Origin of the sequence: Klebsiella sp. G-Nf4 (assembly GCF_002810615.1) — a bacterium.
Classification (GTDB): Bacteria; Pseudomonadota; Gammaproteobacteria; order Enterobacterales; family Enterobacteriaceae; genus Klebsiella; species Klebsiella variicola.
Genome location: NZ_PION01000005.1, coordinates 81116 through 99979 on the forward strand (window position 1 = coordinate 81116; position 18864 = coordinate 99979).

The following is an 18864-nucleotide window of genomic DNA, read 5'->3' on the forward strand; positions in this document are numbered from 1 at the left end:
ACTTAGTCCAGACCCAGGATCCCGCGCAGCTGAGCCAGATCTTCCGCCAGGGTGGTGATCGGCCCTTTTAGCGCATTACGGTCAGCAGTGGTCAGTTTATCGTAGGTCTCGAAACCGTCTTTGGTGCGATATTTGCTGAGGATGCTGTCCACTTTCTTAAAGTTGGCGTCCACTTTCGCCAGCAGCGCGCTGTTCTCTTTTTGCAGCTGCGGACGCAGCAGGTCGACAATTTTCTGTGCGCCATCAATGTTGGCCTGGAAGTCCCACAGGTCGGTGTGGCTGTAACGATCTTCTTCGCCGCTGATCTTGCTGGCCGCGACTTCCTCAATTAATCCGGCCGCCCCGCCCACCACTTTTGACGGCGGGAATGCCAGCTCGCTGATACGCTTTTGCAGCTCCAGCACATCGCTGTTCAGCTGATCGGCATATTTTTCCATCCCCTTGACGCTGTTATCGCCAAACAGCGCTTTTTCCAGACGGTGGAAACCGGTGAATTTCGGATCTTCCGCTTTTTTCTCGAAGTCGTCTTCGCGGGCGTCGATGCTGCCGTCAAGGTCAGAGAACAGCTCGGCAATCGGCTCGATGCGCTCGTAATGCTGGCGCGTCGGGGCGTACAGCGCTTTCGCTTTTTCGATGTCGCCCGCTTTCACCGCGTCGGTAAAGGCTTTGGTACCGCTGACCAGCTGCGCGGTTTCCGCCGTCACATAGGCCTTGTAAGCGGTGATCGCGTCGCCGAGGCTCAGCACCGCATCCGCTTTCGCCGCGTCTTTGGTTGCTTCGCCGGTGACAATCAGTTTCCCTTTCGGGTTGGTGAGCAGGCCGCAGGTCATATCATATTCGCCTGGCTGCAGGTTAGCGGTGAGCTTCTGGGTAAAGCCCGGCGCGATGTTCTCACGCTCTTCCACCACCATGACCCCTTTCAGAATTTCCCACTCCAGCGCTTTCTGGCTATGGTTCTGAATAATAAACTGGGTTTTACCCGCTTTAACGGTCACCTGCATCGGCTCGCACTGCTTGTCGTTGACGGTGACTTTGACCTGCGGGATATCCGCAGCCTGAGCACCCAATGCAGAGCTGAGCAGCGCGGCCACGGTCGCCCGCAGCGCATTACGGCGAAAATGAATCATCATGATCATCCCTTTCGGTAAGTAGAGTGTCGCTTATACGCTCGCAGCGCCCGGTCAGGCAGCCCGCGAGGCAGTGGTATTATTCCGCGGCGGCAGGGCAAACAGCACCAGCGCCGGGATCAGATAAAGCAGATAGACCGCCACTTCGCTAACGCTCGGGGTCTCCTGGTAGCCGAAGATCCCTTCAAGCAGCGTGCCGAACAGCGTATGCGTCGACAGCACGTTGCTCAGATCGAAGGCGGTATCCTGGAACAGGTTCCACAGGCCAGCCTCGTGGAAGGCGCGGATCGCCCCCGCGGCCAGGCCAGCGGCCACCAGCAGAATAAACAGGCTGGTCCATTTGAAGAACACGCCGAGGTTAAGGCGGATACCGCCCCAGTAGAGCAGGAAGCCCAGCACGATTGCCGTGGCCAGGCCCAGCAGCGCCCCCAGCGGCGGCCAGATGCCGACATCCTGCTGGAATGCCGCCAGCAGAAAGAAGACCGACTCCAGCCCCTCACGGGCAACGGCGAAAAAGACCATCATCACCAGCGCCCAGCCGTGGTGATTGCCGCGCTGCAGCGCCTTGTCCACGGCCTGCTCCAGTTGCTGTTTAACGTTGCGCGAGACATTGCGCATCCAGAAAACCATCCACGTCAGGATCACCACCGCGATGACCGCGACGATCCCCTCGAACAACTCCTGTTCGCGCTGAGGAAATTCCCCGGTGGTTTCGTTGATAAAAATGCCTAAGCCAAGACACAGCGCCGCCGCGAGGATCACGCCAATCCACATCACGCCAATCCAGTTGCCGCGCTGGGTGCGTTTCAGATAGCTGGCGATCAGGCTGACAATCAGCGCCGCCTCAAGGCCTTCGCGTAACATAATGAGAAATGGGACAAACATGCCAATACCCTTAAATGTAAAGCACCGTCAACGAATGCAAAAACAGGTAATATTTATGATAGTGATTATCATTACAATACTCAGAAACACAAGCGAAATGTTTAGAGAATGATGACTATCTGTAAATAAATCGCTGGCAAATAATGACTTACGAAAATATTCGCCTGTTATGAGGGAAAAGAATAAGCAAAGGATTTTTTACGCCAGATATTTACCCGTGGCAGCGGCTATGGCTAAATGGCGGCCTTATTGACCTGCGAAAAGAACAACATGACTGCATTTTTTCATTTCCTGCTGGCGCTGGTGGTGATCCTCGCCCTGGCCTGGCTTGTCAGCTACGACAGACAAAAAATTCGTATTCGTTACATTCTCCAGTTGATTATTATCGAAATAGCGCTCGCCTTCTTTTTCCTGCACGCAGAAAGCGGCCTGTGGCTGGTGAAAAATATCTCCGGCTTTTTTGCTTCACTGTTAGGCTTTGCCGCTGAAGGGACCAATTTCGTCTTTGGCGGCATGAGCGAAAAAGGGTTAGCCTTTATTTTCCTTGGCGTCCTGTGTCCGATTGTGTTTATTTCCGCGCTGATTGGTATTCTTCAGCACTGGCGGATCCTGCCGATTTTCATTCGTGTCATCGGTACCCTGCTGTCGAAGGTAAACGGCATGGGTAAGCTGGAATCTTTCAACGCCGTCAGCTCGCTGATCCTCGGCCAGTCGGAGAACTTCATCGCCTATAAAGGCGTGCTGGGCGACCTCTCCTCACGCCGACTGTTCACCATGGCGGCGACGGCCATGTCGACCGTGTCACTGTCGATCGTCGGCGCCTATATGACCATGCTGGACGCCAAATATGTCGTCGCAGCGCTGATCCTGAATATGTTCAGTACCTTTATCGTGCTGTCGGTGATTAACCCGACGCGGCCGGGCAGCGAGCAGGAAATAAAACTCGAGAAGCTACACGAATCGCAGAGTTTCTTTGAAATGCTCGGGGAATATATTCTGGCCGGCTTTAAAGTGGCGATGATTATTCTGGCGATGCTGATCGGCTTTATCGCCCTGATCAGCGCCATTAACGCGCTGTTCGCTACCCTGTTTGGTCTCAGCTTCCAGCAGATCCTCGGCTATGTCTTTTATCCGCTGGCCTGGCTTATCGGCATCCCGCTGAGCGATGCGCTGAACGCCGGCAGCATCATGGCCACCAAACTGGTCGCTAACGAATTTGTGGCGATGATTGAGCTGCAAAAGATTGCCGCCAGCATGACGCCGCGCGGGCTCGGCATTCTCTCGGTCTTCCTGGTGTCGTTTGCCAACTTTGCCTCGATCGGCATTATCGCCGGGGCGATCAAAGGCCTGAATGAACCGCAGGGCAATATCGTCTCCCGCTTCGGCCTGCGGCTGGTGTATAGCGCCACGCTGGTGAGCCTGCTTTCCGCCAGCTTTGCCGGGCTGGTCCTGTAAGACAAACGGCGGGGCTGCCCCCGCCGTTTACTCAGAACTGCACGCAGACCGGCTGGTCGACACGCATCACCGACTCCTGCGCGAAGCGTGATTTATAGCCCTGGCGCAGGGCTTCAATGCCTGCCTCGCTCTGCGCATCGTTGCCATGGATCACCATCAGCGCCTTACTCTGCTCCCGCACCACCTGACCATTCTGGCCCAGCCACTGGCCGCGGGCATCAAACACCGTCAGCCCATCGCGAAAGCGCGGCGTGACGTCGCGGTCGACAAACTGTTGCCACTCTTCAGCGGTGATGTCTTTCCCCGCCGGGCGGCTCAGGCCGAAGTAAAGCGTGGTTTGCACCATGGACCGATCCGCCGGGCAGGCGCCGGGCTTCGCCGCGCGGGTCGACGAACTTCCACCCGCCACGCAGCCGCTGAGTAACCCTGCCAGCACCAGCGCCATTGCACCCTGTCTGAACGTCATCTTTGCTATCCTCATTGTTATTAGTCAGGAAATATCAGCGGATTTTCAAATAATTAGCAAGGGTTATAATATTCGGACCCGGCAACAGGCAAAAAAAAGCCCGCCAGCGGCGGGCTCGTGAGCGTCAGATGACCTTACTCAGCCGTGGCGCGTACCGGCGGCGGCGTATGGTAGTGGGCATCCGCTTCGGCGAAGCGCTGCTGCATGCTGGCCGACGGCGCTTTATCCAGCAGGCTAAAGACCACAATCCCCAGGCTACCGAAGATAAAGCCCGGAATAATTTCATACAGGCCCAGCCAGCCAAACTGCTTCCAGACGATCACGGTCAGGGCGCCAATCACCATCCCCGCCAGCGCGCCGTTACGGGTCATGCGTGACCACATCACCGAGAACAGCACCACCGGACCAAAGGCGGCGCCGAAGCCAGCCCAGGCGTAGCTCACCAGTCCCAGTACGCGGTTTTCCGGATTGGCCGCCAGGGCAATCGCCACCAGGGCAACCACCAACACCATCATACGCCCCACCCACACCAGCTCTTTCTGGCCGGCGTTTTTGCGCAGGAACGCTTTATACAGATCTTCAGTAATCGCGCTGGAGCAGACCAGCAGCTGACAGCTCAGGGTGGACATCACCGCCGCCAGAATCGCCGACAGCAGGATCCCGGCAATCCACGGATTAAACAGGATTTGCGCCAGTTCGATAAACACGCGCTCAGCGTTCTGGTTAACCGCGCCCGCCAGGCTCGGGTTGTTATTGAAGTAGGCAATCCCAAAGAAGCCAACGGCCACTGCGCCCGCCAGGCACAGGATCATCCAGGTCATACTGATGCGACGTGCGTGAACGATACTGTGGTGCGAATCCGCCGCCATAAAGCGCGCCAGAATATGCGGCTGGCCGAAATAGCCCAGCCCCCAGCCCATCAGCGAAATAATCGCCACGAAGTTCAGCCCCTTGAGCATGTCGATATTTTCGATGCTCTTTTGTTTAATGACTTCCAGCGAATCACCAAAGCCGCCGACGGAAATAATCACGATCACCGGGGTGAGGATCAGGGCAAAAATCATCAGGCTGGCCTGCACGGTATCGGTCCAGCTGACGGCGAGGAAGCCGCCGACGAAGGTATAGATAATCGTCGCCGCCGCCCCGGCCCACAGTGCGGTTTCATAACTCATACCGAAGGTGCTTTCAAACAGACGCGCCCCCGCCACAATTCCCGAGGCGCAATAGATGGTAAAGAACAGCAGAATAACCAACGCCGAAATAATTCTCAGCACCCGGCTTTTATCTTCAAAACGGCCGGTAAAATAATCGGGCAGCGTCAGGGCGTTATTATTCACCTCGGTATGCACGCGCAGGCGACCGGCCACCAGCTTCCAGTTAATCCACGCCCCCAGCGTTAAACCAATGGCGATCCAGCTTTCGGAAATCCCGGAGAGGAAAATCGCTCCCGGCAGTCCCATCAGCAGCCAGCCGCTCATATCCGACGCCCCCGCGGAAAGCGCGGTCACAAATGGCCCCAGACTCCGCCCGCCGAGAATATAATCATCGAAGTTTTTGGTCGAACGCCAGGCAATAAACCCGATTAAAACCATACCAAAAATATAAACAATAAATGTCACCAGCATCGGTGTGCTAATAGCCATGCAAAGTCTCCAGAATTTTTTATCGACAGCGTCCCGCTTTGTCGTTTTTTCCACTACCGGAACGGGGTAATGGTGCGTTGTTTAATTGGGCGACCGTATCCTGACGGAAGCTTCGGTTTTTCACAAATGATTTAACACAGCATTTACACGAAAACCCGGCAGCGCAAAACGTCATTTTTTTAGAGGTTGCACTCTCTCACGTTTTTAAAGGTTGCACCAAAAAAAAGTGTTAACTCACGCATACAAATACCCTATGAGGCCGGGGTTAAAATTCTGCTATTTTGAGTATTATTTTTAACAAATCCGCCATTTCACGGCTTGCGTCACAAGCCACAATTAACAAGGTTGCACAAAGTTGCAACATGGTGGATATTTCCATGCAACCGCATAAGCCTAACGATAAATGACAGGAGTTCTGAGCATGGGCACCACCACCATGGGTGTTAAGCTTGACGACGCCACCCGCGAGCGCATTAAGTCCGCCGCGAGCCGTATTGACCGCACGCCGCACTGGCTGATTAAACAGGCCATCTTCAATTATCTGGAAAAACTGGAGAACGACGAGACGCTGCCTGAGCTGCCGGCCCTGCTCTCCGGCGCCGCCAATGAAAGCGATGAAGCAGGTTCCCCGGCGGAAGAACCGTATCAGCCGTTCCTCGAATTTGCCGAGCAGATCCTGCCGCAGTCGGTGAGCCGCGCAGCGATCACCGCCGCCTGGCGACGTCCGGAAACCGACGCGGTACCGATGCTGCTGGAGCAGGCCCGTCTGCCGCAGCCGCTGGGCGAACAGGCACACAAGCTGGCGTATCAGTTGGCGGAAAAACTGCGCAACCAGAAAACCGCCAGCGGCCGCGCCGGCATGGTGCAGAGTCTGCTGCAGGAGTTCTCCCTTTCTTCACAGGAAGGGGTGGCGCTGATGTGCCTGGCGGAAGCCCTGCTGCGTATTCCGGATAAAGCCACCCGCGATGCGCTGATCCGCGACAAAATCAGCAATGGCAACTGGCAGTCGCATATCGGCCGCAGCCCGTCGCTGTTCGTCAACGCCGCCACCTGGGGGCTGCTGTTTACCGGCAAACTGGTGTCGACCCATAACGAGACCAGCCTCTCCCGCTCGCTGAACCGCATCATCGGCAAGAGCGGCGAACCCCTGATCCGCAAAGGCGTCGATATGGCGATGCGCCTGATGGGCGAGCAGTTCGTTACTGGCGAAACCATCGCCGAAGCGCTGGCTAACGCCCGCAATCTGGAAGAAAAAGGGTTCCGCTATTCCTACGATATGCTCGGCGAAGCGGCGCTCACCGCCGCCGATGCCCAGGCCTATATGGTCTCTTATCAGCAGGCGATCCACGCCATCGGCAAAGCCTCCAACGGCCGCGGCATTTATGAAGGCCCGGGCATCTCGATTAAACTCTCCGCGCTGCATCCGCGCTACAGCCGCGCGCAGTATGACCGGGTGATGGAAGAGCTTTACCCGCGTCTGAAATCGCTGACCCTGCTGGCGCGCCAGTACGATATCGGCATCAATATCGACGCCGAAGAGGCCGATCGCCTGGAGATCTCCCTCGATCTGCTGGAAAAACTCTGTTTCGAACCGGAGCTGGCCGGCTGGAACGGCATCGGCTTCGTGATCCAGGCCTACCAGAAGCGCTGTCCGTTCGTCATCGATGCCCTGATCGACCTCGCGACCCGCAGCCGTCGTCGCCTGATGATCCGTCTGGTGAAAGGCGCCTACTGGGATAGCGAAATCAAACGCGCGCAGATGGAAGGCCTCGAAGGCTATCCGGTTTACACCCGCAAGGTTTATACCGACGTCTCCTACCTCGCCTGCGCGAAAAAACTGCTGGCGGTGCCGAACCTGATTTACCCGCAGTTCGCCACCCACAACGCCCATACCCTGGCGGCTATCTACCAGCTGGCGGGCCAGAACTACTACCCGGGTCAGTATGAATTCCAGTGCCTGCACGGTATGGGCGAACCGCTGTACGAGCAGGTGGTAGGCAAAGTCGCCGACGGCAAACTGAACCGTCCGTGCCGGATCTACGCCCCGGTGGGCACCCACGAAACGCTGCTGGCGTATCTGGTGCGCCGTCTGCTGGAAAACGGCGCCAATACCTCCTTCGTCAACCGTATCGCGGACAATACCCTGCCGCTGGACGAGCTGGTGGCCGACCCGGTCAGCGCGGTAGAAAAACTGGCGCAGCAGGAAGGCCAGGCCGGCCTGCCGCATCCGAAAATCCCGCTGCCGCGCGATCTCTACGGCAGCGGCCGGAGCAACTCCGCCGGTCTCGATCTGGCGAACGAGCACCGTCTGGCCTCCCTCTCCTCTTCCCTGCTCAACAGCGCGCTGCATAAATGGCAGGCATTGCCGATGCTGGAGCAGCCGGTGGCCGAAGGCGAAATGCAGCCGGTGGTTAATCCGGCAGAACCGAAAGATATCGTCGGCTACGTCCGCGAAGCCAGCGACGCCGAAGTCCAGCAGGCGCTGACCAGCGCTATCAACAATGCGCCGATCTGGTTCGCCACCCCGCCGCAGGAGCGCGCCGCCATTCTTGAGCGCGCCGCGGTGCTGATGGAAAGCCAGATGCCGACCCTGATGGGGATCCTGGTGCGCGAAGCGGGTAAAACCTTCAGCAACGCCATCGCTGAAGTGCGCGAAGCCGTCGACTTCCTGCACTATTACGCCGGCCAGGTGCGCGACGATTTCGATAATGAAACCCACCGCCCGCTGGGCCCGGTGGTCTGTATCAGCCCGTGGAACTTCCCGCTGGCGATCTTCACCGGCCAGATTGCCGCCGCGCTGGCGGCCGGCAATAGCGTGCTGGCGAAACCGGCAGAGCAGACGCCGCTTATCGCCGCCCAGGGCGTGGCGATTCTGCTGGAGGCCGGCGTGCCGCCAGGCGTTATTCAACTGCTGCCGGGCCGCGGGGAGACCGTGGGCGCCGCGCTAACCTCCGATGAGCGCGTACGCGGCGTGATGTTCACCGGCTCCACCGAAGTGGCGACGCTGCTGCAGCGCAATATTGCCAGCCGCCTCGATCCCCAGGGTCGCCCGACACCGCTGATCGCCGAAACCGGCGGGATGAACGCGATGATCGTCGACTCGTCGGCGCTGACCGAGCAGGTGGTGATCGACGTCCTGGCTTCCGCGTTCGACAGCGCCGGCCAGCGCTGCTCCGCCTTGCGCGTCCTCTGCCTGCAGGAAGAGGTCGCCGACCATACCTTGACCATGCTGCGCGGCGCCATGAGCGAGTGCCGGATGGGTAACCCGGGCCGGCTGACCACCGACATCGGCCCGGTTATCGATGCGGAAGCGAAAGAGAATATTGAACGCCATATTCAGGCGATGCGCGCCAAAGGACGCACCGTCTACCAGGCGGTGCGCGAGAATAGCGAAGACGCAAGCGAATGGCGCCACGGGACCTTCGTGCCGCCGACGCTTATCGAACTCGATAGCTTCGACGAGCTGAAAAAAGAGGTCTTCGGCCCGGTACTGCACGTGGTGCGCTATAACCGTAACGAGCTGGACAAACTGGTCGAGCAGATTAACGCCTCTGGCTATGGCCTGACCCTCGGCGTGCATACCCGCATCGACGAGACCATCGCCCAGGTCACCGGCAGTGCGAAGGTGGGCAACCTGTACGTCAACCGCAATATGGTTGGCGCCGTGGTCGGCGTGCAGCCGTTCGGCGGCGAAGGGTTGTCCGGTACCGGTCCGAAAGCCGGCGGTCCGCTGTACCTGTACCGTCTGCTCTCCAGCCGTCCACAAGGCGCGGTTGGCGTGACCTTCTCCCGCCAGGATGCGGAGCGCCCGCTGGACGCCCAGCTGAAAACGCTGCTGGAAAAACCACTCCTGGCGCTGCAGCAGTGGGCGGCGGGCCGTCCTGAGCTACAGGCGCTGTGCCAGCAGTACAGCGAGCAGGCGCAAAGCGGTACCCAACGCCTGCTGCCTGGGCCAACCGGCGAGCGCAATACCCTGACGCTGATGCCGCGCGACCGTGTGCTGTGCGTCGCGGATAACGAGCAGGATGCGCTGATCCAGCTGGCGGCCGCGTTGGCGGTGGGTTGTGAAGTACTGTGGCCGGACAGCGCCCTGCAGCGCGATTTGGCGAAGAAGCTGCCGCGGGACGTCAGCGAGCGAATTCGCTTTGCCAAAGCGGAGCAGTTACCTGGCCAGGCCTTCGACGCGGTTATCTACCACGGCGATTCCGACCAGCTGCGCGAGCTGTGCGAGCAGGTGGCGGCACGCGACGGGGCGATAGTCTCGGTGCAGGGCTTCGCCCGCGGCGAAACCAACCTGCTGCTGGAGCGGCTGTATATCGAGCGTTCGCTGAGCGTTAACACCGCGGCGGCAGGCGGTAACGCCAGCCTGATGACCATCGGCTAAAACAGGCTCCCCGGTGGCGCTACGCTTACCGGGGCTACCTACCACCGCCAAAGGGTAGCCCGGATAAGGCGCTGTGATCATCCCCGGTGGCGCTGCGCTTACCGGGGCTACCTGTCTCATGGCACGGGGGGCGGCCAGTATTGTAGGTCGGGTAAGCGTAGCGCCACCCGACAACATAACAATACAACGAGGTAGCCCGGATAAGGCGCTGTGCGCCGCCATCCGGGAAATCGGCGCAGTGATCAGCTAATGACAGCCGACGTCAGCTGTGTTTAATTAAGGCTCCCGGACGGGAGCCTTTTTTATGGGAGCAGAACAATGAAACGCACGTTATTTGCCGTGATGGCCCTGCTGGCCAGCGGCGCGGCGCTGGCAGACGAGTGCAGCAACGCCAATACCCAAACCGAAATGAATCAGTGCGCGGCCGCGCAGTTTCAGGCGGCCGACAAAAAACTGAATGACACCTGGCAGCAGGCCCTGCAGCGCGCGGTGGGTAAACAACAGACATTACTGAAGCAGGCGCAGCAGGCATGGATCGCCCTGCGCGACGCCGATTGCGCCTTCCTCGCGTCCGGCGCCGAAGGCGGCAGCATGCAGCCGATGCTGGTAAGCCAGTGCATGACCGATAAGAGCGTGGAGCGGGAGTCATTCCTCTCCTCGCTACTGCAGTGCGAGGATGGCGATCAAAGCTGCCCACTGCCACCGGCCAATTAACGGACGCGAATGCCTTCGATAATCATCCGCTGGACATTATCGACCGTTTGTTCAAAAAAGGCCGCGTCCTGCAGCGTGGCGCCGGTGACTGCCTCCACCTGGGTAGCGAAGTCGGCGTAATGCTGGGTGGTGGCCCAGATCATAAAGATTAAATGCTGCGGATCGACCGGCGCCAGCTTGCCGCGGTCGATCCAGCCGGAGACAATCGCCGATTTCTCATCGACCAGCGCTTTCAGGTCCCCGGTCAGTTCGCCCATCAGCAGCGGCGCCCCCTGCAGCATCTCGAGGCAGAACAGCTTCGAGGCCTGGGGATGATCGCGGGACACCTCCAGCTTCAGGCGAATATATTCGCGGATCGCCACCAGCGGGCTGATATCCTCGCGAAACGCCTTCAGCGGCGCCAGCCAGATGGCGAGGATCTGCTGCAGGACAGCCACATACAGCGCCTCTTTCGAAGGGTAGTAATAGAGCAGATTGGTTTTCGATACCCCGGCGCGCTCAGCCACTTGCTCCAGTCGCGTACCGTGAATACCAAATTGCGAAAATGCCTCCAGCGCGGCGGCCAGGATGGCCTCCTTTTTGGCGCTTACCGCTTGTGAACGTTTGCCGTTTTTCTTCACCGCGCCCTGTGTCATACATCCTCTCCTTCAGTTGACGCCACCAGCATAGCAAAAGCCCTGCGCCGACACGACCCCGTGCACCCTGATTGCGCATGACTGCCGTTTTTTCGTGCACTGATTTTGACCATCCAGTCCACTTTTTTATCGTCCTTTTTAGCAACTCAAAAGTAACACATTAATAACATTGGCATTTATAAAACTGGCATCGCGTTTGCTTTAGCTCTTCTGCAAGGTGGTCCAGGGAGAGGCAGGATGCCGCACCACCGCAATTCCATCTTCCATGACTGCAGAGAGGTAGGTATGAAAATTGGTGTTTTCGTTCCCATTGGCAACAACGGCTGGCTGATCTCTACTCATGCCCCGCAGTATATGCCGACCTTCGAACTGAATAAGGCTATCGTGCAGAAAGCCGAGCACTACCATTTCGACTTCGCGCTCTCCATGATCAAGCTGCGCGGCTTCGGCGGGAAAACCGAGTTCTGGGATCACAACCTGGAGTCCTTCACCCTGATGGCCGGCCTGGCGGCGGTGACCTCGAAGATCCAGATCTACGCCACCGCCGCCACCCTGACGCTGCCGCCGGCGATTGTCGCCCGGATGGCCTCCACTATCGACTCCATCTCCGGCGGTCGGTTTGGCGTCAATCTGGTGACCGGCTGGCAAAAACCGGAATATGACCAGATGGGCATGTGGCCGGGAGATGACTATTTCGCCAGCCGCTATGACTATCTCACCGAATACGTTCAGGTGCTCCGTGACCTGTGGGGCACCGGGCGCAGCGATTTCAAAGGTGACTACTTCACCATGAACGACTGCCGGGTCAGCCCGCGCCCTTCGCAGCCGATGAAGGTGATCTGCGCCGGGCAGAGCGATGCCGGTATGGCCTTCTCCGCTCAGCACGCGGACTACAACTTCTGCTTTGGCAAAGGAGTCAACACGCCAACGGCCTTTGCCCCAACCGCCGCGCGCATGATGCAGGCGGCGGAAAAAACCGGCCGCGACGTAGGGTCCTATGTGCTGTTTATGGTGATCGCCGACGAAACCGACGAGGCGGCGCGCGCCAAATGGGAACATTACAAAGCGGGCGCCGATGAAGAAGCGCTGGCGTGGCTCACCGAGCAGAGTCAGAAAGACACCCGCTCCGGCAGCGATACCAACGTGCGCCAGATGGCCGACCCCACCTCGGCGGTCAACATTAACATGGGCACCCTTGTCGGATCGTATGCCAGCGTCGCGCGGATGCTCGATGAAGTGGCGAGCGTGCCCGGTACCGACGGCGTGCTGCTGACCTTTGATGATTTTCTTGCCGGCATCGACGCCTTTGGCGAACGCATTCAGCCGCTGATGCGCTGCCGGGACCACATTGCTCCTGTTACTCGTGAGGTGGCCTGATGATTACCCTTCCCGCTCGCCCGGAATCCCTGACCTTCACGCCGCAGCAGAGCGCGCTGATTGTGGTCGATATGCAGAACGCCTACGCCAGCCAGGGCGGTTATCTAGATCTCGCCGGCTTTGACGTCTCCGCCACCCGGCCGGTTATCGACAATATTAATACCGCCGTCGCCGCCGCCCGCGCCGCGGGTATGCTGATTATCTGGTTCCAGAATGGCTGGGATGACCAGTATGTTGAAGCTGGCGGCCCGGGCTCGCCGAACTATCACAAGTCCAACGCGCTGAAAACGATGCGTCAGCGTCCGGAATTGCAGGGCAAGCTGCTGGCGAAAGGCGGCTGGGATTATCAGCTGGTGGACGAGCTGAAGCCGCAGGAAGGCGACATCGTGTTGCCGAAACCGCGTTACAGCGGCTTCTTTAACACCCCGCTCGACAGCATTTTGCGCAGCCGCGGCATACGCCACCTGGTGTTCACCGGGATCGCCACCAACGTCTGCGTCGAATCGACGCTGCGCGATGGCTTCTTTCTCGAATACTTCGGCATCGTGCTGGAGGATGCCACCCATCAGGCCGGGCCGGCCTTCGCCCAGCAGGCGGCGCTGTTCAATATTGAAACCTTTTTCGGCTGGGTCAGCGACGTCGAGAGTTTCTGCCACGCGCTGTCCCCCGCCACCCCGCTGTCTTTAGCCAAGGAGAAACGTTATGCCTAAACAGGTGATTATTCCGCCAGGCACCACCACGCCGATTGCCCCCTTTGTTCCGGGGACGCTCGCCGACGGGGTGGTCTACGTCTCGGGCACCCTGCCGTTTGATAAGCAAAACAATGTGGTGCACATCGGCGACCCAAAGGCGCAAACCCGCCACGTGCTGGAGACCATCAAGAGCGTTATCGAAACGGCGGGCGGGAGTATGGCGGATGTGACTTTCAACAGCATCTTTATCACCGACTGGACAAATTACGCCGCGATTAACGAGGTCTACGCCGAGTTCTTCCCCGGCGATAAACCGGCGCGCTTCTGCATTCAGTGCGGGCTGGTGAAGCCTGATGCGCTGGTGGAAATCGCCAGCGTCGCCCATATCGGCACCCCGACATGCTGAGGCTCAATATTGCTCCAGCCCCATGGCCCGGCGCGCCGGTGGTGGTCCTCAGCGCCGGCCTTGGCGGGGGCGGCGGCTACTGGCTGGCGCAGCGCGCGGCGCTGGAGGCACAGTATCAGTTGGTGAGTTATGACCATAACGGGACCGGGGAAAACGCCGGCCCGCTGCCCGCCGACTACAGCATGGCGACGATGGCCGGGGAGCTGTTCAGCGCCCTGCAGGCGGCGGGGATCACCCGCTTTGCGCTGGTGGGCCACGCCCTGGGGGCGTTGATTGGCCTGCAGCTGGCGCTCGATCGCCCCGAGGCGGTGAGCGCCCTGGTGCTGGTCAACGGCTGGCTGACGCTGTCGCCGCATACCCGCCGCTGCTTCCTGGTGCGCGAGCGTCTGCTGCATGCCGGCGGCGCGCAGGCGTGGGTTGAAGCGCAACCGCTGTTTCTCTACCCGGCGGAATGGATGGCCGCGCGCCTGCCGCGCCTCGAAGCGGAAGATGCGCTTGCCATCAGTCATTTTCAGGGCAAGGATAATCTGCTGAAGCGACTGCAGGCCCTGAAGCAGGCTGATTTTTCACGCCGTGCGGCGGCCATTGCCTGTCCGACGCTGATTGTCAGCGCCGCTGACGACCTGCTGGTCCCGGCCTCCTGCTCCCGCGTGCTGCAGGCGGCGATCCCCGGCAGCCAGCATGTGGAGATGCCGTGGGGCGGCCATGCCTGTAACGTCACCGACGCCGATACGTTTAATACCATTTTATGCGACGGGCTGGCCGCTATGCTGCCGGTCGCCAGGGAGATCTAATGAACGACGCGATAAACCACACGGCCTGCGAGACGCTGTTTACCCAGGCCCGGACCCACAACGGCTGGCTGGATAAGCCGGTGAGCGACGCGCAACTGCAGGCCGTCTGGGACCTGATGAAAATGGGGCCTACCTCCGCCAACTGTTCGCCGGCGCGCATCGTGTTCGTCCGTAGCGCGGAAGGCAAAGAGAAGCTCCGCCCAACGCTCTCCAGCGGCAATCTGCAGAAAACCATGCAGGCGCCGGTGACCGCCATCGTGGCATGGGATAGCGCCTTCTACGACCGGCTGCCGACCCTGTTTCCCCACGGTGACGCCCGCAGCTGGTTTACCTCCAGCCCGCAGCTGGCGGAAGAGACCGCGTTTCGCAACAGCTCGCTGCAGGCGGCGTACCTGATTTTCGCCTGCCGCGCGCTGGGCCTCGACACCGGGCCGATGTCCGGTTTTGACCGGGAAAAAGTCGACGCGGCGTTTTTCGCCGACAACGGCTGGAAAAGCAACCTGCTGGTAAATATCGGCTATGGCGACCCCGGCAAGCTGTATGGTCGCCTGCCGCGTCTGTCCTTTGATGAAGCCTGCCTACTGGCATAAGGAGTTGGCGATGGAGTTAGCGGACAAAGCGAGTTTTCGTGACGCCATGGCCCACGTCGGCGCCGCGGTTAACATTATTACCACCGATGGCCCGGCGGGCCGGGCGGGGTTCACCGCCAGCGCGGTCTGCAGCGTTACCGACACGCCGCCGACCCTGCTGGTCTGCCTGAACCGCTCAGCCTCGGTGTGGCCGGTGTTCAGCGAACACCACACGCTGTGCGTCAATACCCTGGCGGCCGGACAGGAGGCCCTGTCGACGCTGTTTGGCGGTAAAACGGCAATGGACGAGCGTTTTGCCGCCGCCGACTGGCAGACTGGCGCCACCGGCTGTCCGCGGCTGGAGGCGGCGCTGGTCAGCTTTGACTGCCGTATCGACCAGCGCGTCAGCGTCGGCACGCACGACATCCTGTTTTGTCACGTCGTGGCCATTACCCGTCACCCGGAACCCCGGGGACTGATGTGGTTTGACCGCGGTTATCACACGCTTATGCGACCCGCTTGTTAACCTTTAACCCGGGATATCATCATGGCACTCTTCGATTTTCCTCGCTGGAAGTTGACCTCCCCCGCCGCTGAGTCCGGCGTTGTCGCCCCCGATGAACGCTTGTCGGCCGGACAAACGCTGGTGATGGGCGTGCAGCACGCCGTTGCGATGTTCGGCGCGACGGTGCTGATGCCGTTGTTGATGGGGCTCGACCCCAACCTGTCGATTCTGATGTCGGGCGTCGGCACCCTGCTGTTCTTTGTCGTCACCGGCGGACGGGTGCCGAGCTATCTCGGCTCCAGCGCCGCTTTTGTCGGGGTGGTGATCGCCATTACCGGCTTTAACGGCCAGGGGCTGAACCCTCATCTGAGCGTCGCCCTTGGCGGGATCATCGCCTGCGGGCTGGTTTACACCCTGATTGGTCTGGTAGTGATGAAGATCGGCACCCGCTGGATCGAGCGCCTGATGCCGCCGGTGGTGACCGGCGCGGTGGTGATGGCAATCGGCCTGAACCTGGCGCCGATTGCCGTGCGCAGCGTGTCCGCCAGCGCCTTCGACAGCTGGATGGCGGTGTTAACCGTGCTCTGCATCGGCATAGTCGCGGTATTTACCCGCGGGATGCTGCAGCGTCTGCTGATCCTGGTCGGCCTGATCGTCGCCTGCGCACTGTACGCCCTGCTGGCGAACGGTTTTGGCCTTGGCAAACCGCTGGACTTTTCCTCCCTCGCCCAGGCGGAGTGGTTCGGGCTGCCGCACTTTACCACCCCATCCTTTAACGGTCAGGCGATGATGTTGATTGCGCCCGTCGCCGTGATCCTGGTGGCTGAGAACCTGGGGCACCTGAAGGCCGTCGCCGGGATGACCGGGCGCAATATGGACCCGTACATGGGGCGCGCCTTCGTCGGCGACGGGCTGGCGACCATGCTCTCCGGCTCGGTGGGCGGCAGCGGGGTCACGACCTATGCGGAGAACATTGGCGTCATGGCGGTGACCAAGGTCTATTCGACGTTGGTCTTTGTCGCCGCGGCGCTGATCGCGATGCTGCTGGGCTTCTCACCGAAGTTTGGCGCATTAATCCACACCATTCCCGGGCCGGTGATCGGCGGCGCCTCGATCGTGGTGTTTGGCTTAATTGCCGTCGCCGGGGCGCGGATCTGGGTGCAAAACCGCGTCGACCTCAGCCAGAACAGCAATCTGATCATGGTGTCGGTGACCCTGGTGCTGGGCGCAGGGGATTTCGCGCTGTCGGTGGGCGGCTTTACGCTGGGCGGGATTGGCACGGCCACCTTCGGGGCGATCCTGCTGCACGCGCTGCTTCATCGCGGAACGCGGGAAGCGAAGGAGGCCAGGGTAACGCCGGTGTAAGCCACATTAGCGCGGCGTTGGCGCAGGGAGCGGTATGGGCCTGGGTGGTGTGAGCCTGTAGGCCGGATAAGGCATTTATGCCGCCATCCGGCACCGCCGCAGGTACGGAGCCTGACCGCCCGGCGGCGCTGCGCTTGTACGGGCCGACTGACGGCCGGAGCTGGATAATTCGATAGGGTTATCGGTTAGCAATGATTTCGCCCCGGAAAAACGGTTGTTCTGTGTTATGTCCGGGCAGATGGCGCTCCCGACAGGTCTTCTGCGTTATGCCTCTCATGGCGCAGGGAGCGCACAGGGGGCGGCCAGTCGCCGCCACCCCCTGTACCCCCGGGCTCCGGCCAGCAACGGCAGTTTCAGCAAGAAAGGTGAATAAATTAACGGCAGGTCGCACGAACGTAGGCCGGGCAAGGCGTGAGCCGCCGCCCGGCATAAAAGGCAGCGCTGTGCCTGATGCCATCGCCCGGCGGCGCTGCGCTTGCGCGGGCCTGGAGACAGTCAGAGCCGGGCCAGGATAAGCGCCGCTGTCGGATCAGAAGCGTAAAATTATGGCTCGCGGCGATCGGCCAGGTCCGGGAGCGGCTGCGCATCGTCGTCTGTGGAAACCTGCGGCGGCGACTTGCGCTTCCACTTCAGCTCGCTCACCAGCACCCCTGCGAGGATCAAGACGCAGCCGAGCAGAGCCAGCAGCGGCAGACGCTCACCGGCCAGCCGGCCAAAAATACCGGCCCATACCGGTTCACCAGTATAGATAAGGGTGGCCCGCGTCGGCGAGACGCTGCGCTGCGCCCAGTTCATGGTCACCTGAATGATCGCGCTGAAAATCCCCAGCCCCAGCGCGACGCCGAGCAGGGCCGGCGTCAACGGCGGAACCGCCTCACCCGCCGGCTTCATGGCGGCGAAAGCCACCAGCGACGCGGTCGCCAGCTGCACGACCGTCACCCGGCGGACATCGACTTTCCCGGCCCAGGCGCTGATAAGGATAATCTCCGCGGCGATCGCCAGCGCGCTCGCCAGAGTAATCATCTCCCCCACGCCAAGCGCCAGCAGATTATTTTCCGGCCCGGCCAGCAGGATCAAACCGATAAAGGCCAGCACAATTCCCACGCAGGACATCACCCCCGGCATACGGCCCAGGCACAGCCACTGCAACAGCGGCACCAGCGGCACATACATCGCCGTGATGAAGGCAGACTTACTGCTGGAGATCGACTGCAGTCCCCAGGTCTGCAGGCCATACCCCAGCGCAATCGCCACGCCAATCGCCACCCCCGCTTTCACCTCCAGCCACGTCAGACCGCGCAGGGTGCGCAGCGAGAGCAGGCCCACCGCCAGCGCGGCAGTCGCGAAACGCAGACCGACAAAAAACAGCGGCCCGCTGAGGCTTACCGCATACTGCACGGCAAGGAACGTCCCTCCCCAGAACATGGTGATCATGATAAGGAGCGCTTCCTGGCGGGTAATGGAGAATTTTAACGAAGACATAAGACAGCCATGACGATTAACGGGCGACCAGTGTGCAATCCGCCCGGCGGGAGCGCAACCACCGACAGATAAAAAAACCGCCGGCAGATGCCGGCGGCGAGGGCGATGCGGTTGGGTGGGGGAGATTAACACCGCATCAAAGAGAACAGTGCGAGTCGCGCGTTAACTGTCACGACTACCATGACTGTTTTTACCCCCTTTTTTGCCAGCCTCTGAGGCGCGCTGAGGGTCATTTTTAAAATTCCCCCCGCTATGCTGGCCACCTTTACGTCCTGCTTCTGATGCTCTTTCACGGTCTTCAGCAAAGTTGCCAGAACCGCCACGATGGTTTGCCATTACTGACCTCCATTAGGTTAGACATCATA

Annotated in this window: 17 protein-coding genes; 10 read left to right on the plus strand and 7 right to left on the minus strand. The window is 60.2% G+C overall.

Features of this window, described 5'->3' with window-relative positions; all coding sequences use genetic code 11:
* Positions 1-2: 2 nt before the first annotated feature.
* Positions 3-1130 carry an iron uptake system protein EfeO gene (efeO, locus tag CWM57_RS12205; RefSeq protein WP_008805949.1) on the minus strand — a complete coding sequence of 376 codons (1128 nt, stop codon included), beginning with the start codon at positions 1128-1130 and terminating at the stop codon, positions 3-5.
* Between the two features lie 51 nt (positions 1131-1181).
* Positions 1182-2012: an iron uptake transporter permease EfeU gene (gene efeU, locus CWM57_RS12210; protein WP_008805948.1), complete on the minus strand. Its 831-nt coding sequence runs from the start codon at positions 2010-2012 to the stop codon at positions 1182-1184.
* A 270-nt stretch (positions 2013-2282) separates the two neighbouring features.
* Between efeU and CWM57_RS12215 the strand changes: the two genes are divergently transcribed.
* Positions 2283-3467: a NupC/NupG family nucleoside CNT transporter gene (locus tag CWM57_RS12215; RefSeq protein WP_016946978.1), complete on the plus strand. Its 1185-nt coding sequence runs from the start codon at positions 2283-2285 to the stop codon at positions 3465-3467.
* Positions 3468-3498: 31 nt separating this feature from the next.
* On the opposite strand, the gene CWM57_RS12220 is transcribed toward CWM57_RS12215, so the two are convergent.
* Together CWM57_RS12220 and putP are read right to left on the minus strand one after the other, a co-directional pair.
* A complete protein-coding gene (locus CWM57_RS12220) occupies positions 3499-3933 on the minus strand; it encodes a DUF3574 domain-containing protein (RefSeq protein ID WP_061155108.1) in 435 nt (144 codons plus the stop codon).
* A gap of 134 nt (positions 3934-4067) precedes the next feature.
* Positions 4068-5576 carry a sodium/proline symporter PutP gene (gene putP, locus CWM57_RS12225; RefSeq protein WP_008805945.1) on the minus strand — a complete coding sequence of 503 codons (1509 nt, stop codon included), beginning with the start codon at positions 5574-5576 and terminating at the stop codon, positions 4068-4070.
* Positions 5577-5997: 421 nt separating this feature from the next.
* On the opposite strand from putP, the gene putA reads away from it, so the two are divergent.
* Both putA and CWM57_RS12235 read left to right on the plus strand, forming a co-directional pair.
* Positions 5998-9960 (plus strand): trifunctional transcriptional regulator/proline dehydrogenase/L-glutamate gamma-semialdehyde dehydrogenase, encoded by a 3963-nt coding sequence (gene putA / locus CWM57_RS12230; protein WP_100675983.1) that lies wholly within the window; start codon positions 5998-6000, stop codon positions 9958-9960.
* A gap of 318 nt (positions 9961-10278) precedes the next feature.
* Positions 10279-10674: a lysozyme inhibitor LprI family protein gene (locus tag CWM57_RS12235; RefSeq protein WP_074386357.1), complete on the plus strand. Its 396-nt coding sequence runs from the start codon at positions 10279-10281 to the stop codon at positions 10672-10674.
* Here the strand turns inward: CWM57_RS12235 and rutR are convergent.
* Positions 10671-11309 (minus strand): HTH-type transcriptional regulator RutR, encoded by a 639-nt coding sequence (rutR, locus tag CWM57_RS12240; RefSeq protein WP_047666343.1) that lies wholly within the window; start codon positions 11307-11309, stop codon positions 10671-10673. The two genes, CWM57_RS12235 and rutR, sit on opposite strands and share 4 nt — an antisense overlap.
* A 285-nt stretch (positions 11310-11594) precedes the next feature.
* On the opposite strand from rutR, the gene rutA reads away from it, so the two are divergent.
* From rutA to rutG, 7 genes are read left to right on the plus strand one after another with little or no spacing between them, the layout of a single operon-like run.
* On the plus strand, positions 11595-12686 hold the full coding sequence (rutA, locus tag CWM57_RS12245) for a pyrimidine utilization protein A (RefSeq protein ID WP_004204507.1): 1092 nt from the start codon (positions 11595-11597) through the stop codon (positions 12684-12686).
* Positions 12686-13396 (plus strand): pyrimidine utilization protein B, encoded by a 711-nt coding sequence (gene rutB, locus CWM57_RS12250; protein ID WP_074386358.1) that lies wholly within the window; start codon positions 12686-12688, stop codon positions 13394-13396. The genes rutA and rutB overlap by 1 nt, the downstream gene beginning before the upstream one ends.
* Positions 13389-13784: a pyrimidine utilization protein C gene (gene rutC / locus CWM57_RS12255; RefSeq protein WP_100675984.1), complete on the plus strand. Its 396-nt coding sequence runs from the start codon at positions 13389-13391 to the stop codon at positions 13782-13784. The genes rutB and rutC overlap by 8 nt, the downstream gene beginning before the upstream one ends.
* Positions 13778-14578 (plus strand): pyrimidine utilization protein D, encoded by an 801-nt coding sequence (rutD, locus tag CWM57_RS12260; RefSeq protein WP_100675985.1) that lies wholly within the window; start codon positions 13778-13780, stop codon positions 14576-14578. Before rutC ends, rutD begins: the two co-directional genes overlap by 7 nt.
* Positions 14578-15168 (plus strand): malonic semialdehyde reductase, encoded by a 591-nt coding sequence (locus CWM57_RS12265; RefSeq protein WP_002898814.1) that lies wholly within the window; start codon positions 14578-14580, stop codon positions 15166-15168. Before rutD ends, CWM57_RS12265 begins: the two co-directional genes overlap by 1 nt.
* A 10-nt stretch (positions 15169-15178) precedes the next feature.
* Positions 15179-15673 (plus strand): NADH-dependent FMN reductase RutF, encoded by a 495-nt coding sequence (gene rutF, locus CWM57_RS12270; protein WP_012968592.1) that lies wholly within the window; start codon positions 15179-15181, stop codon positions 15671-15673.
* 21 nt (positions 15674-15694) lie between these two features.
* Positions 15695-17017, plus strand: coding sequence for a pyrimidine utilization transport protein G (rutG, locus tag CWM57_RS12275; RefSeq protein ID WP_074386360.1), 1323 nt, complete (start codon positions 15695-15697; stop codon positions 17015-17017).
* A gap of 543 nt (positions 17018-17560) precedes the next feature.
* On the opposite strand, the gene CWM57_RS12285 is transcribed toward rutG, so the two are convergent.
* Both CWM57_RS12285 and CWM57_RS12290 read right to left on the minus strand, forming a co-directional pair.
* Positions 17561-18499: a DMT family transporter gene (locus tag CWM57_RS12285; RefSeq protein ID WP_074386361.1), complete on the minus strand. Its 939-nt coding sequence runs from the start codon at positions 18497-18499 to the stop codon at positions 17561-17563.
* A gap of 162 nt (positions 18500-18661) precedes the next feature.
* A complete protein-coding gene (locus CWM57_RS12290; RefSeq protein WP_065801247.1) occupies positions 18662-18835 on the minus strand; it encodes a general stress protein in 174 nt (57 codons plus the stop codon).
* Positions 18836-18864 lie beyond the last annotated feature (29 nt).